The following is an 18571-nucleotide window of genomic DNA, read 5'->3' as shown; positions in this document are numbered from 1 at the left end:
GCTGCCGTCCTTCCGGAGCGGACGGCAGCCGCCCGCGAGGTCAGCGCAGCAGCCCGGCGTCCATCCCGGCCGACTCGGCCGGCAGGGCCACCAGCCCCGGCTCGGCCGACGAGGCCAGCCGCGGGTGCGCGGGCAGCACCCGGACGGTGTAGCCGAACGGGCCGGTCCGGCACAGCTCCAGCGAGCCCTCGTAGCGGGTACGGCCGTCCAGGTCGGGCCCGCCGACCGGCTTGAGGGCGAGCAGGCAGGCGTCCGAGATCCGGTCCCGCTCGTCCACCCGGCCGGAGACCGCCTGCACCTCGACGTCGCCCGGTGCCAGCGTCCCGAGCGCGACCTGCACCCGCAGCGCCAGCGAGCTGCCCAGCTCCTGCGCCTCGGCCGGGCAGTCCGCCTCGACGTGCTCGACCCGGACGGCCGGCCACGCATCCCGGACCTTCGCCTTCCAGAGCGCCAGCTCGCGCGCGCCTCGGCCCTGCTGCCCCGCCAGCTCCCGCTGGGCCTGCGCCGCCGGGGCGTACAGCCGTTCGACGTACTCCCGGACCATCCGGCCGGCCAGCACCTTGGGCCCGAGGGTGACCAGGGTGTGCCGGACCATGGCGATCCACTGCTGCGGCAACCCGTCCGCATCCCGGTCGTAGAACCGGGCGGCGACCTGGCTCTCGATCAGGTCGTAGAGCGCGGCTGCCTCGATGTCGTCGCGCCGATCGGCCTCGCCGCTGTCCGGGTCGAGCACCCCGCCGCTCTCGTCGGCGGTGGGGATCGCCCAGCCGTTGCGGCCGTCGTACCACTCGTCCCACCAGCCGTCCAGGACGGACAGGTTGAGGCAGCCGTTGAGCGCGGCCTTCATCCCGGAGGTGCCGCAGGCCTCCAGCGGGCGCAGCGGGTTGTTCAGCCAGACGTCGCAGCCCGGGTAGAGGCGCTGGGCCATCGCCATGTCGTAGTCCGGCAGGAAGACGATCCGGTGCCGCACCGCCGGGTCGTCGGCGAAGGCGACCATCTGCTGGATCAGCCGCTTGCCGCCGTCGTCGGCCGGATGGGCCTTGCCGGCGACCACGATCTGCACCGGCCGGGTGGGGTGGAGCAGCAGGGCGCGCAGCCGCTCCGGGTCGCGCAGCATCAGGGTGAGCCGCTTGTACGAGGGCACCCGGCGGGCGAAGCCGATGGTGAGCACGTCGGGGTCGAGCACCGAGGAGACCCAGCCGAGCTCGGCCTCGCCGGCCCCGCGCCGGCGCCAGGAGGCGTGCAGCCGGCGGCGGGCCTCCTCCACCAGCTGGGACCGCAGGGTGCGCCGCAGCTCCCAGACCTCGGTGTTGCCGATCCTCTCCAGGCCTGTCCAGCGCCGGGTCTCGCCGGTGGTCATGGCCTCCTCGGCGCGCTCGGCGCCCAGCTCGGCCGCGCCAAGCCGGACCACCGCCGGGTCGATCCAGGTGGCGGCGTGCACGCCGTTGGTGACCGAGGTGATCGGCACCTCGGCGGGGTCGAAGCCGGGCCACAGCCCGTTGAACATCGAGCGGCTCACCTCGCCGTGCAGGGTCGAGACCCCGTTGGCGCGCTGGGCCAGCCGCAGGCCCATGGCGGCCATGTTGAACAGCTTCGGGTCCCCGTCGCGCCAGCTCTCGGCGCCGAGCGCGAGCACCTGGTCGACCGGCACGCCCGGCAGCGCGGCGTCGCCGCCGAAGTGGCGGGCGACCAGCTCGCGGTCGAAGCGGTCGATGCCGGCCGGGACGGGCGTGTGGGTGGTGAAGAGGGTGCCGGCCCGGACGGCCTCCAGGGCGGCGGCGAAGTCGAGGCCGGTGCGGTCCTCGGCGACCAGTTCGCGGATGCGTTCCACGCCGAGGAAGCCGGCGTGGCCCTCGTTGGTGTGGAAGACGTCGGGGGCGGGGTGCCCGGTGAGCCGGCAGTAGGAACGCACCGCCCGGACGCCGCCGATGCCGAGCAGCATCTCCTGGAGCAGCCGGTGCTCGCTGCCGCCGCCGTACAGCCGGTCGGTGACGTCCCGCTCGGCCGGCGAGTTGGCCTCGATGTCGGAGTCGAGCAGCAGCAGTGGGACCCGCCCGACCTGGGCCTTCCAGATGTGGGCGGCCAGGGTGCGGCCGCCGGGCAGGACGAGGTCGACCCGGCTTGGGGTGCCGTCGGCCTCCCGCAGCATGCTGACCGCGAGTTCGTCCGGATCGAGCAGTGGGTAGCGCTCCTGCTGCCAGCCGTCCCGGCTGAGGGACTGGCGGAAGTAGCCGTGCCGGTAGAACAGGCCGACGCCGATGATCGGCACGCCGAGGTCGCTGGCGGCCTTGAGGTGGTCGCCGGCCAGGATGCCGAGCCCCCCGGAGTACTGGGGCAGCGCGGCGGCGATGCCGTACTCGGGCGAGAAGTAGGCGATCGCGGCGGGCAGCGCGGCGGCGTCGGACTGCGGCCTGGTCTGGTACCAGCGCGGGCCGGTGAGGTACTCACGCAGGTCGTCGGCGAGGTCGCCGAGTCTGCGCAGGAAGCGCCGGTCGGTGGCGAGTGCGGCCAGCCGGGCGGCCGGGACGTCCCCGAGCAGCCGGACCGGGTCCTCGCCGGTCGCGGCCCAGACCTCCGGGTCCACGGACCTGAAGAGGTCCCTGGTCTCGGGGTGCCAGGACCAGCGCAGGTTGAGGGCCAGCTCGTGCAACGGCTGGAGTTGTTCGGGCAGGACGGTGCGGACGGTGAATCTGCGGATTGCCTTCACGGCGTGAAGCGTAGCCTCGGCGGTCGGCCGGACAGCGCGTCAAGCAGGCTATTGGGCATCCGTTCGGCCTATTGATGAGATCGCATTCGGCGCATTGGTCTGCACGGGGGCGCGCGAGGCGCACATTTCAGGGGGCCCGCGCTACCAATACGTGAACTCTTCGGTACGGGTCCATTTCCGATGGCTCATCCACTCGCGGGACGGCCCGAAACTACTGTCGTACCGCTGCAAAAACCTTGTCGCCGGTGCGAGGATGACCGAAGGTCGTTGATGCTGTGGGGAGTCCGACGACGGGTGGCGTCCCCCGCGAAGCAGCACGTCCGAATCCTTTTCGTGTTGGCCGTTCCCGTCCTTCTTAGCCCATTCGGCGCTCGCCGCGCACGGACGCGTGTCCTCGCGCCCGGCCCGCTCGTTCACGGGTGGACCGGGTCGCCCGGGGACGCGCCCCGTGGAGGCGTGCGCCGGGACGCACACGGGCTCAGGGGCGCCCCACCACCGGTTCGGCGGGCGCCGGGCAGGTTGCCGGGAACAGCGGCGCGGGCAGGCTCCGGTCGCACGTCCTCCCCACCCAGCAGTCCTCCGGCACTCCCCCGGCCCGACCCCGGCCCGCGGGGAGCTGCCGCCGATCTCGGGCAGGAGTTTGGCATGCACGGCGACACGCGGGACCAGTCCACACCGGTGGCCGAAAGCCTCGACGCAGCGGTCGCGGAATCCGCCACACGGATGGATTCTGACACTCGGACAGATCCGGCGATGCCGGCGCCGAGGGCTTCCGGGGCGGTCCCTGGCGGATCCTCCGAAGCCCAGCCCTCCGCGGCACCGCCCTCCGCACCGGCCCGGCACCCCGGGACCGAGGAGGACCGGACCGCGGCACCCCGCAGGCGCACCACCACGCGCCGCGCCACCGCCACCGCGTCGGCCACCACCCCGAAGGCCGGCGCCGGGGCCGATCCGGCGCCGCGCCGGACGTCCGCCGCCAAGGCGCCCGCCGAACCGGCGGCCGCCCGCAGGACCGCGGCCGAGCCCGCCGGGAAGACCGCCCGCAAGGCCGCCACCAAGCCCGCCGCCCGCAAGACGACAGAGAGCGACACCGTGATCGGCCGCATCCCCGTCCTGGACGTCAGTCCCCTCGTCGACGCCGGCCGCCGCCCGGCCAAGGCCGTCGTCGGCGAGACCTTCCCGGTCACCGCGACCGTCTTCCGCGAGGGCCACGACGCCGTCAACGCCAACGTGGTGCTGCGCGACCCGCGCGGCCGCAGTGGCCCGTGGACGCCGATGCGCGAGCTGGCCGAGGGCAGCGACCGCTGGGGCGCGTACGTCACCCCGACCGCGCCCGGCCGCTGGTCGTACCTGGTGGAGGCGTGGAGCGACCCGATCGCCACCTGGCGCAGGACCGCCTCGGTGAAGCTGCCCGCCGGGATCGACACCGCGCTGGTCCTGGAGGAGGGCGCCCGGCTGCTGGAGCAGGCCGCGGCCGGGGTGCCCAAGAAGGAGGGCCGCGCCGACGTGCTGGCGGCCGCCGAGGCGCTGCGCGACCAGGTCCTGCCGCCGCTGTCCCGGCTGGCCGCCGCGCTCGCCCCCGAGGTGCTCGACGTGCTGGCCCGCCACCCGCTGCGCGAACTGCTCAGTGCCTCCCGGCCGCTGCCGCTCCAGGTGGACCGCGAGCGTGCGCTGTTCGGCTCCTGGTACGAGTTCTTCCCCCGCTCGGAGGGCGCCGTGGTGGACCCGGCCGGCGTCGAGCCGCCGCGCCAGGGCACCCTGCGCACCGCCGCCGAGCGACTGCCGGCCGTCGCCGCGATGGGCTTCGACGTGGTCTACCTGCCGCCGGTCCACCCGATCGGCCGAGCCTTCCGCAAGGGCCCGGACAACACCCTGACGGCCGGTCCGCACGACGTCGGATCGCCCTGGGCGATCGGCTCCCCCGAGGGCGGCCACGACGCGCTCCACCCGGACCTCGGCACCATCGAGGACTTCGACCACTTCGTCGCCGAGGCACAGGCGCTGCACCTGGAGGTGGCGCTGGACTTCGCCCTCCAGTGCTCCCCCGACCACCCCTGGGTGAACAAGCATCCGGAATGGTTCAGTCACCGCGCGGACGGCACCATCGCGTACGCCGAGAATCCGCCGAAGAAGTACCAGGACATCTATCCGATCAACTTCGACCAGGACATGGATGGAATCGTCAAGGAAACCATCCGGATCCTCCGCTTCTGGATGTCCCACGGCGTCCGGATCTTCCGGGTCGACAACCCGCACACCAAGCCCGCGGTGTTCTGGGAGAAGGTGCTCGCCGACATCGCCCGGACCGACCCCGACGTCGTGTTCCTGGCGGAGGCCTTCACCCGCCCGACGATGATGCACACCCTGGCGAAGATCGGTTTCCACCAGTCGTACACGTACTTCACCTGGCGCACCACCAAGCCGGAACTCACCGAGTACCTCACCGAACTCAGCGGTGACGCCGCGGCCTACATGCGGCCCAACTTCTTCGCGAACACCCCGGACATCCTGCACGCGTACCTCCAGAACGGAGGCCCGGCCGCCTTCGCGGTCCGTGCGGTGCTCGCCGCCACCCTCTCCCCCAGCTACGGCGTCTACGCCGGCTACGAGCTGTACGAGAACGAGCCGGCCCACCCGGGCTCCGAGGAGTACCTGCACTCGGAGAAGTACGAACTGCGCCCGCGCGACTGGAGCCGCACCGACACCCTGGCCCCGCTGCTGACCGTGCTGAACCGGCTGCGCCGCCGCCACCCCGCCCTCCAGCAGCTGCGCGACCTGCGCTTCCACCCCACCGACAACGACCAGGTGCTCGCCTACTCCAAGACCGCGACCACCCCCGAGGGCCTCACCGACCAGGTCATCACCGTGGTGAACCTCGACCCGCACCACGTCCAGGAGGCCACCGTCACGCTGGACGGCGACGGCCCGTACGCGGTGCACGACGAGCTCACCGGCGCCGTCTACACCTGGGGCCGGCACAACTACGTCCGGCTCGATCCCTCAGCCGAGCCGGCTCACCTCCTCACGGTTCGGAGGAACCCAGCGTGACAGTGAACGAGCCCGTCCCCGACACCTTCCCCGAGACCTCGAAGAAGAAGCTCGACCCCGAGTGGTTCAAGCGTGCGGTCTTCTACGAGGTGCTGGTGCGGTCCTTCCAGGACAGCAACGGCGACGGGGTCGGGGACCTCAAGGGGCTCACGGCCAAGCTCGACTACCTCCAGTGGCTCGGGATCGACTGCCTCTGGCTCCCCCCGTTCTTCGCCTCGCCGCTGCGCGACGGCGGATACGACGTGTCCGACTACACCTCGGTACTGCCGGAGTTCGGCGACCTCGCCGACTTCATGGAGTTCGTCGACGCCGCGCACGCCCGCGGCATGCGCATCATCATCGACTTCGTCATGAACCACACCAGCGACCAGCACCCGTGGTTCCAGGCCTCCCGGACGGACCCGGACGGGCCGTACGGCGACTTCTACATGTGGGCCGACGACGACAAGCAGTACCCGGACGCCCGGATCATCTTCGTCGACACCGAGACCTCCAACTGGACCTACGACCCGGTCCGCAAGCAGTACTACTGGCACCGCTTCTTCTCCCACCAGCCGGACCTCAACTACGACAACCCCCGGGTCCAGGACGAGATGATCGCCGGGCTGCGGTTCTGGCTCGACCTCGGCATCGACGGCTTCCGGCTGGACGCGGTGCCGTACCTGTTCGCCCGTGAGGGCACCAACTGCGAGAACCTGCCGGAGACCCACGAGTTCCTCAAGCGGGTCCGCAAGGAGATCGACGCCGACTACCCGGACACCGTGCTGCTCGCCGAGGCCAACCAGTGGCCGGAGGACGTCGTCGACTACTTCGGCGACTTCGCCTCGGGCGGCGACGAGTGCCACATGGCGTTCCACTTCCCGGTGATGCCGCGGATCTTCATGGCGGTGCGCCGGGAGTCCCGCTACCCGGTGTCGGAGGTCCTCGCCAAGACCCCGCAGATCCCCGGCGGCTGCCAGTGGGGCATCTTCCTGCGCAACCACGACGAGCTGACCCTGGAGATGGTCACCGACGAGGAGCGCGACTACATGTACGCGGAGTACGCCAAGGACCCGCGGATGCGCGCCAACGTGGGCATCCGCCGCCGGCTCGCCCCGCTGCTGGAGAACGACCGCAACCAGATCGAGCTGTTCACCGCCCTGCTGCTCTCCCTGCCGGGCTCGCCGGTGCTCTACTACGGGGACGAGATCGGCATGGGCGACAACATCTGGCTCGGTGACCGGGACGGCGTGCGCACCCCGATGCAGTGGACCCCGGACCGCAACGCGGGTTTCTCCTCCGCCGACCCGGGCAGGCTCAGTCTGCCGCCCATCATGGACCCGGTGTACGGCTACCAGGTGACCAACGTCGAGGCGCAGCAGAGCAGTTCGAGCTCGCTGCTGCACTGGACGCGTCGCATGATCGAGATTCGCAAGCTCAATCCCGCGTTCGGCCTCGGCAGCTACGCCGAACTGCCCTCCAGCAACCCCGCCGTACTGGCCTTCGTGCGCGAGTACGAGGGGGACCTGGTCATGTGCGTGAACAACTTCTCGCGGTTCGCGCAGCCGACCGAGCTGGACCTGCGGCAGTACGGCGGGCGGTACCCGGTCGAGCTGATCGGCGGAGTGCGCTTCCCGTCGATCGGTGAGTGGCCCTACCTGCTCACCCTGGCCGGGCACGGCTTCTACTGGTTCCAGCTCCGGCAGCCCCCGCGCCTGAGCGGGACCAGGCGATCGAAGTAACGATCCGCCGCACGCCGCACACCGGCGTGAACAGCTCCACCAGACCCTCCGGGGGCGCGAGTTGACCCCAGCGCCCCCGGAGTTCTCTGCACCACCGCGTACGGAGAACAGCCCAACGGCCACCCACACGAAGGCGTGACACCCGAGCCGTGCTCGCGTGCCGCGACCGCCGCGCCGCCGCAATCCGGAAGACTGACGGACCCGGCCACGACCCGTCGGGCAGTCCGCGTGCTTCCGGGGAAAGGGAGCCATGTCCGAAACCTCCCGTTCTCAAGCCCACCTCCGGGACGACGCCCCCGCCGGTTCCGCCCCTGCGGCGGGCACCCGGGGCACCGGAGTCCGGAGAACCGCCCTGGGCGTCAGCGAACTCGTCCAGGCGGCCCTGCCGCTGATCGCCGCATGGCTGCCCACCCAGCGCTGGTACGCCGGCAAGGGGCGGCCCATCACCGGCCTCACCCCGGTGGTCGGCACTCCGCTGCAGGTCGGCGACCCGGCCCTGCTGCACCTGCTGCTGCGGGTCGAGCACGCCACCACGGCCGGCGCCCCGCACGGCGACATCTACCAGCTGCTGCTCGGCATCCGCTCCGGCGGGCTCGGGGACATCGGGCCCGGCGCCGTACTCGGCCGGCTCACCCAGGGCCCGTACGACGGCGCGACGCTCTACGACGCAGTGCACGACCCGGAGCTCACCGGGCGCCTGCTGGAACACCTGGCCACCGGCGACCGCTTCGGCGCACTGTCCTTCCGCCGCACCCCCGGCTCCGGGCTGCCCACCAACCTCCGCGGCCGCGCCTCCACCGCCGAGCAGTCCAACAGCTCGGTCATCTACGGCACCTCGTACATCCTCAAGCTGTTCCGCCGCATCCACCCCGGCACCAACCCCGATCTCGAACTCTCGCTCGCGCTCTCCCGGGCCGGCTCCACCCGCATCCCCCGGGTCGCCGCCTGGTTCGAGAGCCGGATGGAACGCGCCGAACCCGCCACCCTCGGACTGCTGCAGCGCTACCTGCCGGACGCCGAGGACGGCTGGGAGCTCGCCCTCGACCAGGTCGGCCGGCTCAAGGGCGACCGCTCCCCCGGCAACTTCGCCATCGAGGCGCACCGGCTCGGCCGGGCCACCGCCGAGGTGCACCGGGTACTGGCCCGCTCGATGCCCGTCGCCCGGCTCGACCGCACCCAGACCGGACGGCTGGCCGGCGCGATGGCCGACCGGCTGGACAGCGCCGTCGCCGCCGTCCCCGGGCTGCTGCGCTTCCGGGCCGCGCTGCGCGCCGCCTTCCAGCAGCTCGCCGACGCCCACCCGGACGGCCTGCCGGTCCAGCGCATCCACGGCGACCTGCACCTCGGACAGGCGATGCGCACCCCGCACGGCTGGGTGCTGCTGGACTTCGAGGGCGAGCCGGCCAAGTCGGTCAACGAGCGCCGCGAGCCGCAACCGGCCCTGCGCGACGTCGCCGCGATGCTGCGCTCCTTCGACTACGCGGCCGCCCACCTGCTGGCCGGCGGCCCGGTCGACCCGGAACTGGCCCACCTGGCCGCCGCCTGGGCCCAGCGCAACCGCACCGCCTACTGCGCCGGCTACACCGCCGGCGGCGGCGCCGACCCGGCCGCCTCGCCGGAGCTGATGCGGGCTCTGGAGATCGACAAGGCGGTGTACGAGGTGGTGTACGAGGCCCGGCACCGGCCGAGCTGGCTGCCGATCCCGCTGGCCGCGATCAACCGGCTGGCCCTGTCCGTCTGACCCCCGCTTCCTGTCCCGCCCGCAGGAGTTCGCCCACCCCCGTCGCAGGAGGACCCCGCCGTGACGCCGATCGACCCGGCCGGCCGCCCCACCCGCCCCGTACCGGCCACCTTCCTGGCCGGACCGCTCCCAGCCGAAGGACGCGCCGGCCACGAGCCCGAGGCGCGCCGGGCGGCCGAGGAGGTGGAGAAGGGCGCCGACACCGGCCCGGAGCCCCCGGCGGCCACCCCGCCCACAGCCGGGGACCCCCGGGGAGCCGAGCGTCCGGCCCCCACCGGGGCACTGCGGCTGCCCGAGGCGCCGCTGCCGCCCGCCGAGGTCGACCGGCTGGTCCACGGGCAGCACCACGACCCGCACGCACTGCTCGGCGCGCACCCGGTGCACGGCGGCACCGCGATCCGGGTGCTGCGCCCGTTCGCCGAGCGCGTGGTCGTCGAGACCGCCCAGGGCCCGGCCGAACTCACCCACCAGCAGGGCGGGTTGTTCACCGGCCTGGTGGCCGGCGGCGAATCGCCGGAGTACACCCTGCTGGTGACCTACCCCGGCGGCGAGCCGCTGCGCCAGCAGGACGGCTACCGCACCCCGCCCACCCTCGGCGAGCTCGACCTGCACCTGATCTCCGAGGGCCGGCACGAGCAGCTGTGGCGGGCGCTCGGCTCGCACGTGCGCACCGTCGGCGGCGTGGCCGGCACCGCCTTCGCGGTCTGGGCCCCGAACGCCGTCGGGGTGCGGCTGATCGGCGACTTCAACCACTGGGACGGCACCGGGCACCCGATGCGCTCGCTCGGCTCCTCCGGGATCTGGGAGCTGTTCGTCCCCGGCCTGGCCGAGGGCGCCACCTACAAGTACGAGGTGCACACCCGGCAGGGCTGGGTGCTGGACAAGGCCGACCCGCTGGCCCGGGCCGCCCAGTGCCCGCCCGGCACCGCCTCGGTGGTCACCTCCTCCGACTACACGTGGCAGGACGGCGAGTGGATGGCCCGCCGGGCCCGCGCCGCGCACCACCGGGCGCCGATGTCGGTGTACGAGCTGCACCTGCCGTCCTGGCGCCCCGAGCTCACCACCTACCGCGCCATCGCCGAGGAACTGCCGCGCTATCTCAAGGAGTTGAACTTCACCCACGTGGAGTTCATGCCGGTGATGGAGCACCCCTTCGGCGGCTCCTGGGGCTACCAGGTGTCCGGCTACTACGCCCCCACCGCCCGGCTCGGCAGCCCCGACGACTTCCGGTACCTGGTGGACGCCCTGCACCGGCACGGCATCGGCGTGATCGTCGACTGGGTGCCCGCGCACTTCCCCAAGGACGACTTCGCGCTCGCCCGCTTCGACGGCGAGCCGCTGTACGAGCCGGCCGACCCGCTGCGCGCCGAGCACCCGGACTGGGGGACACTGGAGTTCGACTACGGCCGCAAGGAGGTACGCAACTTCCTGGTCGCCAACGCGGTGTACTGGTGCGAGGAGTTCCACGTCGACGGCCTACGGGTGGACGCCGTCGCCTCGATGCTCTACCTCGACTACTCCCGCGAGAGCGGCGACTGGACGCCCAACCGGTTCGGCGGCCGGGAGAACCTGGACGCGGCCTCCTTCCTCCAGGAGATGAACGCCACCGTCTACCGGCGCTGCCCGGGCGTGGTGACCGTCGCCGAGGAGTCCACCGCCTGGGACGGGGTCACCCGCCCCACCCACGCAGGCGGCCTCGGCTTCGGGCTGAAGTGGAACATGGGCTGGATGCACGACTCGCTGGTCTACATGTCCAAGGAGCCGGTGCACCGCAAGTACCACCACAACGAGATCACCTTCTCGATGGTGTACGCCTACTCCGAGAACTACGTGCTGCCGATCTCGCACGACGAGGTGGTGCACGGCAAGCAGTCGCTGGTCTCCAAGATGCCCGGCGACTGGTGGCAGCAGCGCGCCAACCACCGCGCCTACCTCGGCTTCATGTGGTCCCACCCGGGCAAGCAGCTGCTGTTCATGGGACAGGAGTTCGCCCAGGGCGCGGAGTGGCACCACGAGCAGGGCCCGCAGTGGTGGGTGCTCGACGAGCAGTGGCCGGCCCACCGGGAGCACCTCGGGGTGCGCCGGCTGGTCCGCGACCTCAACCGGCGCTACCTCGACACCCCGGCCCTGTGGGAGCTGGACACCGTCCCGGAGGGCTTCCGCTGGCTCGACGGCGGCGCCGCCGAGGACAACCTGCTCTCCTTCGTCCGGTACGCGGCCGACGGCTCGCCGCTGGTCGCGGTCTGCAACTTCTCGCCGGTCGTCCGGCACGGCCACCGGGTCGGCCTGCCGCGGCTGGCCGGCCGCGAGCAGCTGTGGGAGGAGGTGCTGAACACCGACGCCGAGGAGTACGGCGGCAGCGGCGTCGGCAACTCCCGCCCGGTCAAGGCCGAGCCGGTGGAGTGGGACGGCCAGCCCCGCTCCGCCGAGCTGGTCCTCCCCCCGCTCGCCACCGTCTGGCTCCGCCCGGCCTGACGCCCGCCCCCGCCCGCCCGCCACGACGGGCGGGCGGTCACTCGGGAGCCGTGACCGGGAATCCGAGCTCCTCGGCCGCCCTGCCGAGCTCGCGGTCGTAGGTGACGAAGTCGGTGAGCTCGGCGCGGAACGGCTCCGCACTGGCCAGGTGGAGCGCGTCCAGCGATCCCAGCCGCGGCGTGCGGTAGGAGAGCGCCCGGGCGAGCACCGCGCTGCTGAGGTCGACCTGGTAGACGCCCCGAAGCGCCTGGTCGACGTGATAGGGGACGAGCTGGTGCGACAGCCCCGCGCGGAGCAGCGTGCGGGTGATCTCCAGCCGGGCCAGCTCGCTGGCGATCAGTTCGGTGCCATCGGGAAGCGCCTGTCGCCACGCTCGCAGCACGGCGGTCTCGGGCTCCGGCTTGATGAACTTGAGCAGCGCGCACGAGTCGAGGTAGATCAACGGTTCCGCTCCCGGTCCCGGTCTTCGATCAGGACGTCCGACAGGCTGCCGATGCCCGGCAGGAGGTCAAGGGCGAGCTCGGGCATGCCCTGATCGGCGGGCGGGGTGACCTCGCCGGCAGCGATCATGCGTTCCAGCACGGTCACCGGGGCCGCCTCCGGCACGAGCCTCAGCACGGGCCGTCCGCGATCGGTCACGACGATCGTCGCACCGGCCCGGACCCGCGCGACCGCCTTCGACGGGTTCTGGTTCAGTTCACGCAGTCCCATGGTCTCCATACCTGCCAATGTAACTACATCATGTAGGTACATCAAGGCCGGGCGGTGGCGCAAATCCCGAGTCCAGGACCTTGTTCCCTGGCCTCAGGGCGGCCACTCTGCTCGCGGACGGCCGTTCGGGGTGCGAAGGTATGGTCGATATGACCACCTTCCGAGACGACGGGACGGAGACACCCACGTGGCGCGCAGCGTGTACGTGACCGGCATCGACCGGGGGGACGGCCGGCAGGCGGTCGAACTCGGGGTCATGGAACTGCTCACCCGCCAGGTGGACCGGGTCGGGGTGTTCCGCCCGCTGGTGCACGCCTCCGCGCCCGGCCGGCCGGGCTCGGACCACGTGGTCGAGCTGCTGCGCGGCCGCTACCGGATCGACCTGCCGGGCACCGAACTGTACGGCCTCACCTACGAGGAGGCCGCCGCGCTCCAGGCCGCCCAGGGGCAGGACGAGCTGGTCTCCGTCCTGGTCGACCGCTTCCACGCACTGGAGCGGCGCTGCCAGGCGGTGCTGGTGCTCGGCACCGACTTCGCCGACACCAGCATCCCGGACGAGCTGGCCTTCAACGCCCGCCTGGCCAACGAGTTCGGCGCCGCCGTGCTGCCGGTGGTCGGCGGGCACGGCGCGGACGCCGACACGGTGATCGCCGAGGTGCTGGGCGCCCACCGGGCGTACACCGACCTCGGCTGCGAGACCCTGGCGATGGTCGCCAACCGGGTCGCCCCGGGCGCCCGGCAGCGGATCCGGCACACCCTGACCGAGAAGCTGCCGATCCCCGCCTACGTCATCCCGGAGGAGCCGGCGCTGGCCGCGCCCACCGTCGCGCAGCTGGTCGAGGCGACCGGCGCCGAGGTGCTGATCGGGGACGCCACCGGCCTCGCCCGGGACGTGCGCGGCTACGTCTTCGGCGGCGCCATGCTGCCCACCTTCCTGGACGCGCTGACCGAGGGCGCCCTGGTGGTCACCCCCGGGGACCGGGCCGACCTGGTGATCGGCTCGCTGGCCGCGCACGCCGCCGGCGCCCCGCCGATCGCCGGCGTGCTGCTGACGCTCGGCCAGCACCCCGGCCCCAACGTGATGGCACTGGCCGCCCGCCTCGCCCCCGGCACCCCGGTCGCGGTCGTCCCCGAGGGCAGCTGGCCGACCGCCGCCCATCTGACCCACCTGGAGGGCAAGCTCACCGCGGCCAGCCCCCGGAAGGCCGAGATCGCCCTCGGCCTGTTCGAACTGCACGTCGACACCGCCGAGTTGACCAACCGGATCGAGGTCGGACGGTCCGATCGGGTCACCCCGATGATGTTCGAGCACGAGCTGCTGGAACGCGCCCGGGGCGCCCGCCGGCACGTCGTGCTGCCGGAGGGCGCCGAGGAGCGGGTGCTGCGCGCCGCCGAGATCCTGCTGCGCCGCAACATCTGCGACCTCACCCTGCTCGGCGACGTGGACGCCGTCCGCCGCAAGGCCGCGAGCCTGAGCATCGCCCTCCCCGACGTGGACCCGGCCGCCGACCGCGCCCAGGTGCGGATCGTCGACCCGGCCACCAGCCCGCTGCGCCGCCAGTTCGCCGAGCTGTACGCCGCGTTGCGCGCCCACAAGGGCATGACCGTCGAGCTGGCCCTGGACGTGGTCACCGACGTCTCGTACTTCGGCACCCTGATGGTCCAGGAGGGCATCGCCGACGGCATGGTCTCCGGCGCGGTGCACTCCACCGCCGCCACCATCCGACCCGCCTTCGAGGTGATCAAGACCTCGCCGGGCGCCTCGATCGTCTCCTCGGTCTTCTTCATGTGCCTGGCCGACAAGGTGCTGGTGTACGGCGACTGCGCGGTCAACCCCGACCCGGACGCCCAGCAGCTGGCCGACATCGCCATCCAGTCGGCCGCCACCGCCGCCCAGTTCGGGGTGGAGCCGCGGGTCGCGATGCTCTCGTACTCGACGGGCACCTCCGGCTCCGGCGCGGACGTCGACAAGGTCCGCAAGGCCACCGAGCTGGTCCGCGAGCTGCGGCCGGACATCCTGGTCGAGGGCCCGATCCAGTACGACGCGGCGGTGGACGCCCACGTCGCGGCCACCAAGCTGCCGGGCTCCCCGGTCGCCGGGCGGGCCACCGTACTGATCTTCCCGGACCTCAACACCGGCAACAACACCTACAAGGCGGTCCAGCGCTCGGCCGGCGCGGTCGCGGTCGGCCCGGTGCTCCAGGGGCTGCGCAAGCCCGTCAACGACCTCTCCCGGGGGGCGCTGGTACAGGACATCGTCAACACCGTGGCGATCACCGCCATCCAGTCCCAGGACCGCAAGGAGCCGCAGGCATGAGTGAAGGCACGCGCGTTCTCGTCCTGAACGCCGGCTCCTCGTCGGTGAAGTACCGGCTGATCGACATGCTGGACGGGGCCAGGCTGGCCTCCGGGCTGGTCGAGCGGATCGGCGAGGCCCGCGGGCGGCTGGTGCACACCCCGCGCACCGGCGAGCCGCGCGAGACCGTCCAGGTCTTCCCGGACCACGCCGCCGCGCTCAAGGCCGTCGCCGAGGAGCTGTCCGCCGACGGCCTCGGGCTGGACTCCCCCGAGCTGGCCGCGATCGGCCACCGGGTGGTGCACGGCGGCCTGCGGTTCACCGAGCCGACGGTGATCACCGACGACGTGCTCAAGGAGATCCGCCGGCTGATCCCGGTCGCCCCGCTGCACAACCCGGCGAACATCACCGGCATCGAGGTGGCCCGCGCGCTGCGCCCCGACCTCCCCCAGGTGGCCGTCTTCGACACCGCCTTCCACGCCTCGATGCCCGAGTACTCGGCCCGGTACGCCATCGACAAGGCCGTCGCCGACCAGCACCGGGTGCGCCGCTACGGCTTCCACGGCACCTCGCACCAGTACGTCTCGCGGGCCACCGCCCGGCTGCTCGGCAAGGACCCGGCCGAGGTCAACGTGATCGTGCTGCACCTGGGCAACGGCGCCTCCGCCTCGGCGGTCGCCGGCGGCCGCTGCATGGACACCTCGATGGGCCTGACCCCGCTGGAGGGCCTGGTCATGGGCACCCGTTCGGGCGACATCGACGCCGGCGTGGTGTTCCACCTGCACCGGGTCGGCGGGCTGTCCGTGGACGAGATCGACGACCTGCTCAACCGCCGCAGCGGCCTGCGCGGGCTGTGCGGCGAGAACGACATGCGCGAGATCATGCACCGGGCCGGAATCGAGGGGGCGGCGCAGAGCGCCTCGGACGAGGGTGGTGGTGGGCGACGGGAAGGCGACGCGGACGCGAAGCTGGCGTTCGACTCGTACATCCACCGGCTGCGCAAGTACATCGGCGGCTACTACGCGGTGCTGGGCCGGGTGGACGCGATCGCGTTCACCGCGGGCGTCGGGGAGAACGCGGCACCGGTGCGCGCGGCGGCCACCGCGGGGCTGGAGGAACTGGGCATCGCCGTCGACCCGGAGCTGAACTCGGTGCGGTCGGGCGAGGCCCGGATCATCTCCCCCGCGTACGCCCGGGTGGCGGTCGCCGTGGTGCCCACCGACGAGGAGCTGGAGATCGCCCGACAGGCCTTCGCACTGGTGCACCGGGAACGCCGGGAGTCCGAGGACTGACACGGAACCGTCTCACTCCTCGGAAGCTTTCGTCGGCGATTCCTCCCGGTGCATACCGAATGCACCTATAACACGAACGGATAGACTGATCCATATGCGCCGAGCGAAAATTGTCTGCACCCTGGGTCCGGCGACGGACTCCTACGAACAGCTGAAGGCCATCGTCGAGGCGGGCATGAACGTCGCCCGACTGAACATGAGCCACGGCAACCACGCGGACCACGAGGAGCGGTACCGCAAGGTCCGCCAGGTCTCGGAGGACACCGGCAAGGCCATCGGCGTCCTTGCCGACCTCCAGGGTCCGAAGATCCGTCTGGCGACCTTCGCCAACGGCCCGGTGACCGTCGACAACGGCGACGAGTTCACCATCACCACCGAGGACGTCCCCGGTGACCAGCACATCTGCGGCACCACCTACAAGGGCCTGCCCGGCGACGTGAAGCCCGGCGACCCGATCCTGATCAACGACGGCGTCATCGCCCTGGAGGTCGTCAGCGTCGACGGCCCGCGGGTGAGGACCGTGGTGGTCGAGGGCGGCGTGCTCTCGAACAACAAGGGCATCAACCTGCCCGGCGCGGCCGTGAACGTGCCCGCCCTGTCCGAGAAGGACAAGGACGACCTGCGCTTCGCGCTGCGCCTGGGCGTCGACATGATCGCCCTGTCCTTCGTCCGCAACGCGGACGACATCAAGGACGTCCACGAGGTCATGGACGAGGTCGGCATCCGGGTGCCGGTCATCGCCAAGATCGAGAAGCCGCAGGCCGTCGAGGCCATGGAGGAGATCGTCCTCGCCTTCGACGCCATCATGGTCGCCCGCGGCGACCTCGCCGTGGAGTACCCCCTGGAGCGGGTGCCGCTGGTCCAGAAGCAGCTGATCACGCTGGCCCGCCGAAACGCCAAGCCGGTCATCGTCGCCACCCAGATGATGGAGTCGATGATCCACGCCTCGCGCCCGACCCGCGCCGAGGTCTCCGACGTCGCCAACGCCATCCTGGACGGTGCCGACGCGGTCATGCTGTCCGCCGAGTCCAGCGTCGGCAAGTACCCGGTCGAGACCGTCCGCACCATGAGCCGGATCTGCGAGAAGGCCGAGGAGGAGCTGGTCTCCCAGGGCCTGCAGCCGCTCAACCCGGGCCGCAAGCCGCGCACCCAGGGCGGCTCGGTCGCCCGCGCCGCGTGCGAGCTGGGCGACTTCCTGGACGGCAAGGCGCTGGTCGCCTTCACCAAGTCGGGTGACACCGCCCGCCGGCTGTCCCGCTACCGCTCGCCGATCCCGGTGATCGCCTTCACCCCGGACACCGCCACCCGCAACCAGCTCTCGCTGAGCTGGGGCGTCGAGGCGTACGTGACCGAGCAGGTGGCCACCACGGACGCGATGGTCGCGCAGGTCGACCGGGAGCTGCTGAAGCTGGGCCGGCTCGGCGAGGGCGACACCGTCATCGTCACCGCCGGTGTCCCGGTCGGCGTCCCCGGCACCACCAACATGGTGCAGGTGCACCACCTGGGCACCCCGGGCGAGTGAGCACCCGTCACGTCCGAACGCCCGTGGGGCGGTCCTCCTCCGGGAGGGCCGCCCCGCGGGCGTGACGGCGCGGGCTGCTTGTCGCCGCTCCTACTTGTCGCTGTAGGGGGCGTTGTCGTTGAACATGTGCATCCCGGGGATGCGCAGGGTGCCGCCGAACTGACCGGCCTGCTTGGCGGTGACGCCGGTCAGCTCCAGGTCCAGCGGGATCGGGATGGCGCCGATCAGGTCGTACAGCCAGCGCGGCAGGGTGTCCGGGGTGAGGGTGATCTCGCCCAGGTCGATCAGGACCGGCAGGCCGAGCACCTTGGAGAGGTGCCCCGACAGCCGCTCCACGTACATGGTGACCGGGCCCTGGCGCATGGTCGAGGTGGAACCCGGGGCGCCCTGGACGTGGAAGGTCACGCCGTTGCCCTCCAGGGTGGACATGTCGAGGTTGTCGATGTCCACGCTGTCGACCACGAACTTCAGGACGCGCTTGCTGCCGGTCGGGGTCTTCACGTCGTAGACGCCGTGGAAGGCCGCGCCGTGCAGGGCGAGCCGGCTGGTCTTCAGGGTCCAGTTCTGCTCCGGGACGACGTGCCCGGGGGCGGGCGCGCCGGCGGTCAGGCCGCGGGCGTCCACATCGCAGTTGGGGTTCTCGGTGGGCGTCGCGGACGGGGTGCCGGAGGCGCCCGCGGAGGGCGTCGCCGAGGCGTCCGCGGAGGGCGCCGGCTTCGTGCTCGCCTTGCCGCCCGGGGTGGCGGTGGGCGTGGCGGTGGGCGACGGTTCGTCGGCGGCGGGCTGGGTCGCGGGCGGCGCGTCCTGCCGGGCGGCGGCGGCCGGGGCCTGCGGCTGGGCGGGCTGCGCCGGAGCGTCCGTGTGCGGGGCGGGGGCGGCCGGGCTGCCGGGTGCCGAGGGGGTGGTGATCGGGGCGCCGGTCGGGCTCGGGCTCGGCGAACCGTTCGGGTTCAACAGCCGGTTGACGCCGCCGACGAGGTCGTCGACCAGCCCGGCCGGGGCCGCCGTACCGGTGCCGCTGCCGGTGTTCTGGTGGACCGCGGCCGGCGCACCCGCGC

At 72.4% G+C, this 18571-nt stretch carries 10 protein-coding genes and 1 pseudogene; 7 read left to right on the top strand and 4 right to left on the bottom strand.

What is annotated here, in order from left to right; translation table 11 throughout:
• Positions 1-40: 40 nt before the first annotated feature.
• A complete protein-coding gene (glgP, locus tag ACFU7Y_RS20180) occupies positions 41-2707 on the bottom strand; it encodes an alpha-glucan family phosphorylase (RefSeq protein ID WP_380769092.1) in 2667 nt (888 codons plus the stop codon).
• Between the two features lie 1092 nt (positions 2708-3799).
• Between glgP and ACFU7Y_RS20175 the strand changes: the two genes are divergently transcribed.
• The 4 genes from ACFU7Y_RS20175 to glgB all read left to right on the top strand — a co-directional run bounded on the left by ACFU7Y_RS20175 (position 3800) and on the right by glgB (position 11692).
• Positions 3800-5755, top strand: coding sequence for an alpha-1,4-glucan--maltose-1-phosphate maltosyltransferase (locus tag ACFU7Y_RS20175; protein ID WP_380769093.1), 1956 nt, complete (start codon positions 3800-3802; stop codon positions 5753-5755).
• Entirely contained in the window at positions 5752-7476 is a 1725-nt protein-coding gene (gene treS, locus ACFU7Y_RS20170; protein WP_224281056.1) for a maltose alpha-D-glucosyltransferase, read from the top strand. The genes ACFU7Y_RS20175 and treS overlap by 4 nt, the downstream gene beginning before the upstream one ends.
• 250 nt (positions 7477-7726) lie before the next feature.
• Complete coding sequence (locus ACFU7Y_RS20165) at positions 7727-9217, top strand: phosphotransferase (RefSeq protein ID WP_224281055.1); 1491 nt, start codon at positions 7727-7729, stop codon at positions 9215-9217.
• 60 nt (positions 9218-9277) lie between these two features.
• Positions 9278-11692, top strand: a complete 2415-nt coding sequence (gene glgB / locus ACFU7Y_RS20160; RefSeq protein WP_224281054.1) for a 1,4-alpha-glucan branching enzyme — start codon at positions 9278-9280, stop codon at positions 11690-11692.
• A 37-nt stretch (positions 11693-11729) separates the two neighbouring features.
• On the opposite strand, the gene ACFU7Y_RS20155 is transcribed toward glgB, so the two are convergent.
• Both ACFU7Y_RS20155 and ACFU7Y_RS20150 read right to left on the bottom strand, forming a co-directional pair.
• Positions 11730-12134 (bottom strand): type II toxin-antitoxin system VapC family toxin, encoded by a 405-nt coding sequence (locus tag ACFU7Y_RS20155; protein WP_224281053.1) that lies wholly within the window; start codon positions 12132-12134, stop codon positions 11730-11732.
• Positions 12131-12412 (bottom strand): type II toxin-antitoxin system Phd/YefM family antitoxin, encoded by a 282-nt coding sequence (locus ACFU7Y_RS20150; RefSeq protein WP_224281052.1) that lies wholly within the window; start codon positions 12410-12412, stop codon positions 12131-12133. The genes ACFU7Y_RS20155 and ACFU7Y_RS20150 overlap by 4 nt, the downstream gene beginning before the upstream one ends.
• A 178-nt stretch (positions 12413-12590) precedes the next feature.
• Between ACFU7Y_RS20150 and pta the strand changes: the two genes are divergently transcribed.
• The 3 genes from pta to pyk all read left to right on the top strand — a co-directional run bounded on the left by pta (position 12591) and on the right by pyk (position 17513).
• The gene (pta, locus tag ACFU7Y_RS20145) at positions 12591-14720 is read left to right on the top strand and encodes a phosphate acetyltransferase (protein ID WP_380769090.1); all 2130 of its coding nucleotides are present in this window, start codon (positions 12591-12593) and stop codon (positions 14718-14720) included.
• Positions 14717-15991, top strand: a complete 1275-nt coding sequence (locus tag ACFU7Y_RS20140) for an acetate kinase (RefSeq protein ID WP_224281050.1) — start codon at positions 14717-14719, stop codon at positions 15989-15991. The genes pta and ACFU7Y_RS20140 overlap by 4 nt, the downstream gene beginning before the upstream one ends.
• Before the next feature lie 94 nt (positions 15992-16085).
• On the top strand, positions 16086-17513 hold the full coding sequence (pyk, locus tag ACFU7Y_RS20135) for a pyruvate kinase (RefSeq protein ID WP_224281049.1): 1428 nt from the start codon (positions 16086-16088) through the stop codon (positions 17511-17513).
• A 90-nt stretch (positions 17514-17603) separates the two neighbouring features.
• On the opposite strand, the pseudogene ACFU7Y_RS20130 reads toward pyk, so the two are convergent.
• Positions 17604-18571 (bottom strand): annotated as a pseudogene (locus ACFU7Y_RS20130) (hypothetical protein); the annotation flags it as partial.

Source organism: Kitasatospora sp. NPDC057542 (assembly GCF_042801945.1).
Lineage (GTDB): Bacteria > Actinomycetota > Actinomycetes > Streptomycetales > Streptomycetaceae > Kitasatospora.
The sequence above is the reverse complement of the archived record's forward strand: the minus strand, read 5'-3'. Positions and strand labels throughout refer to the sequence as shown.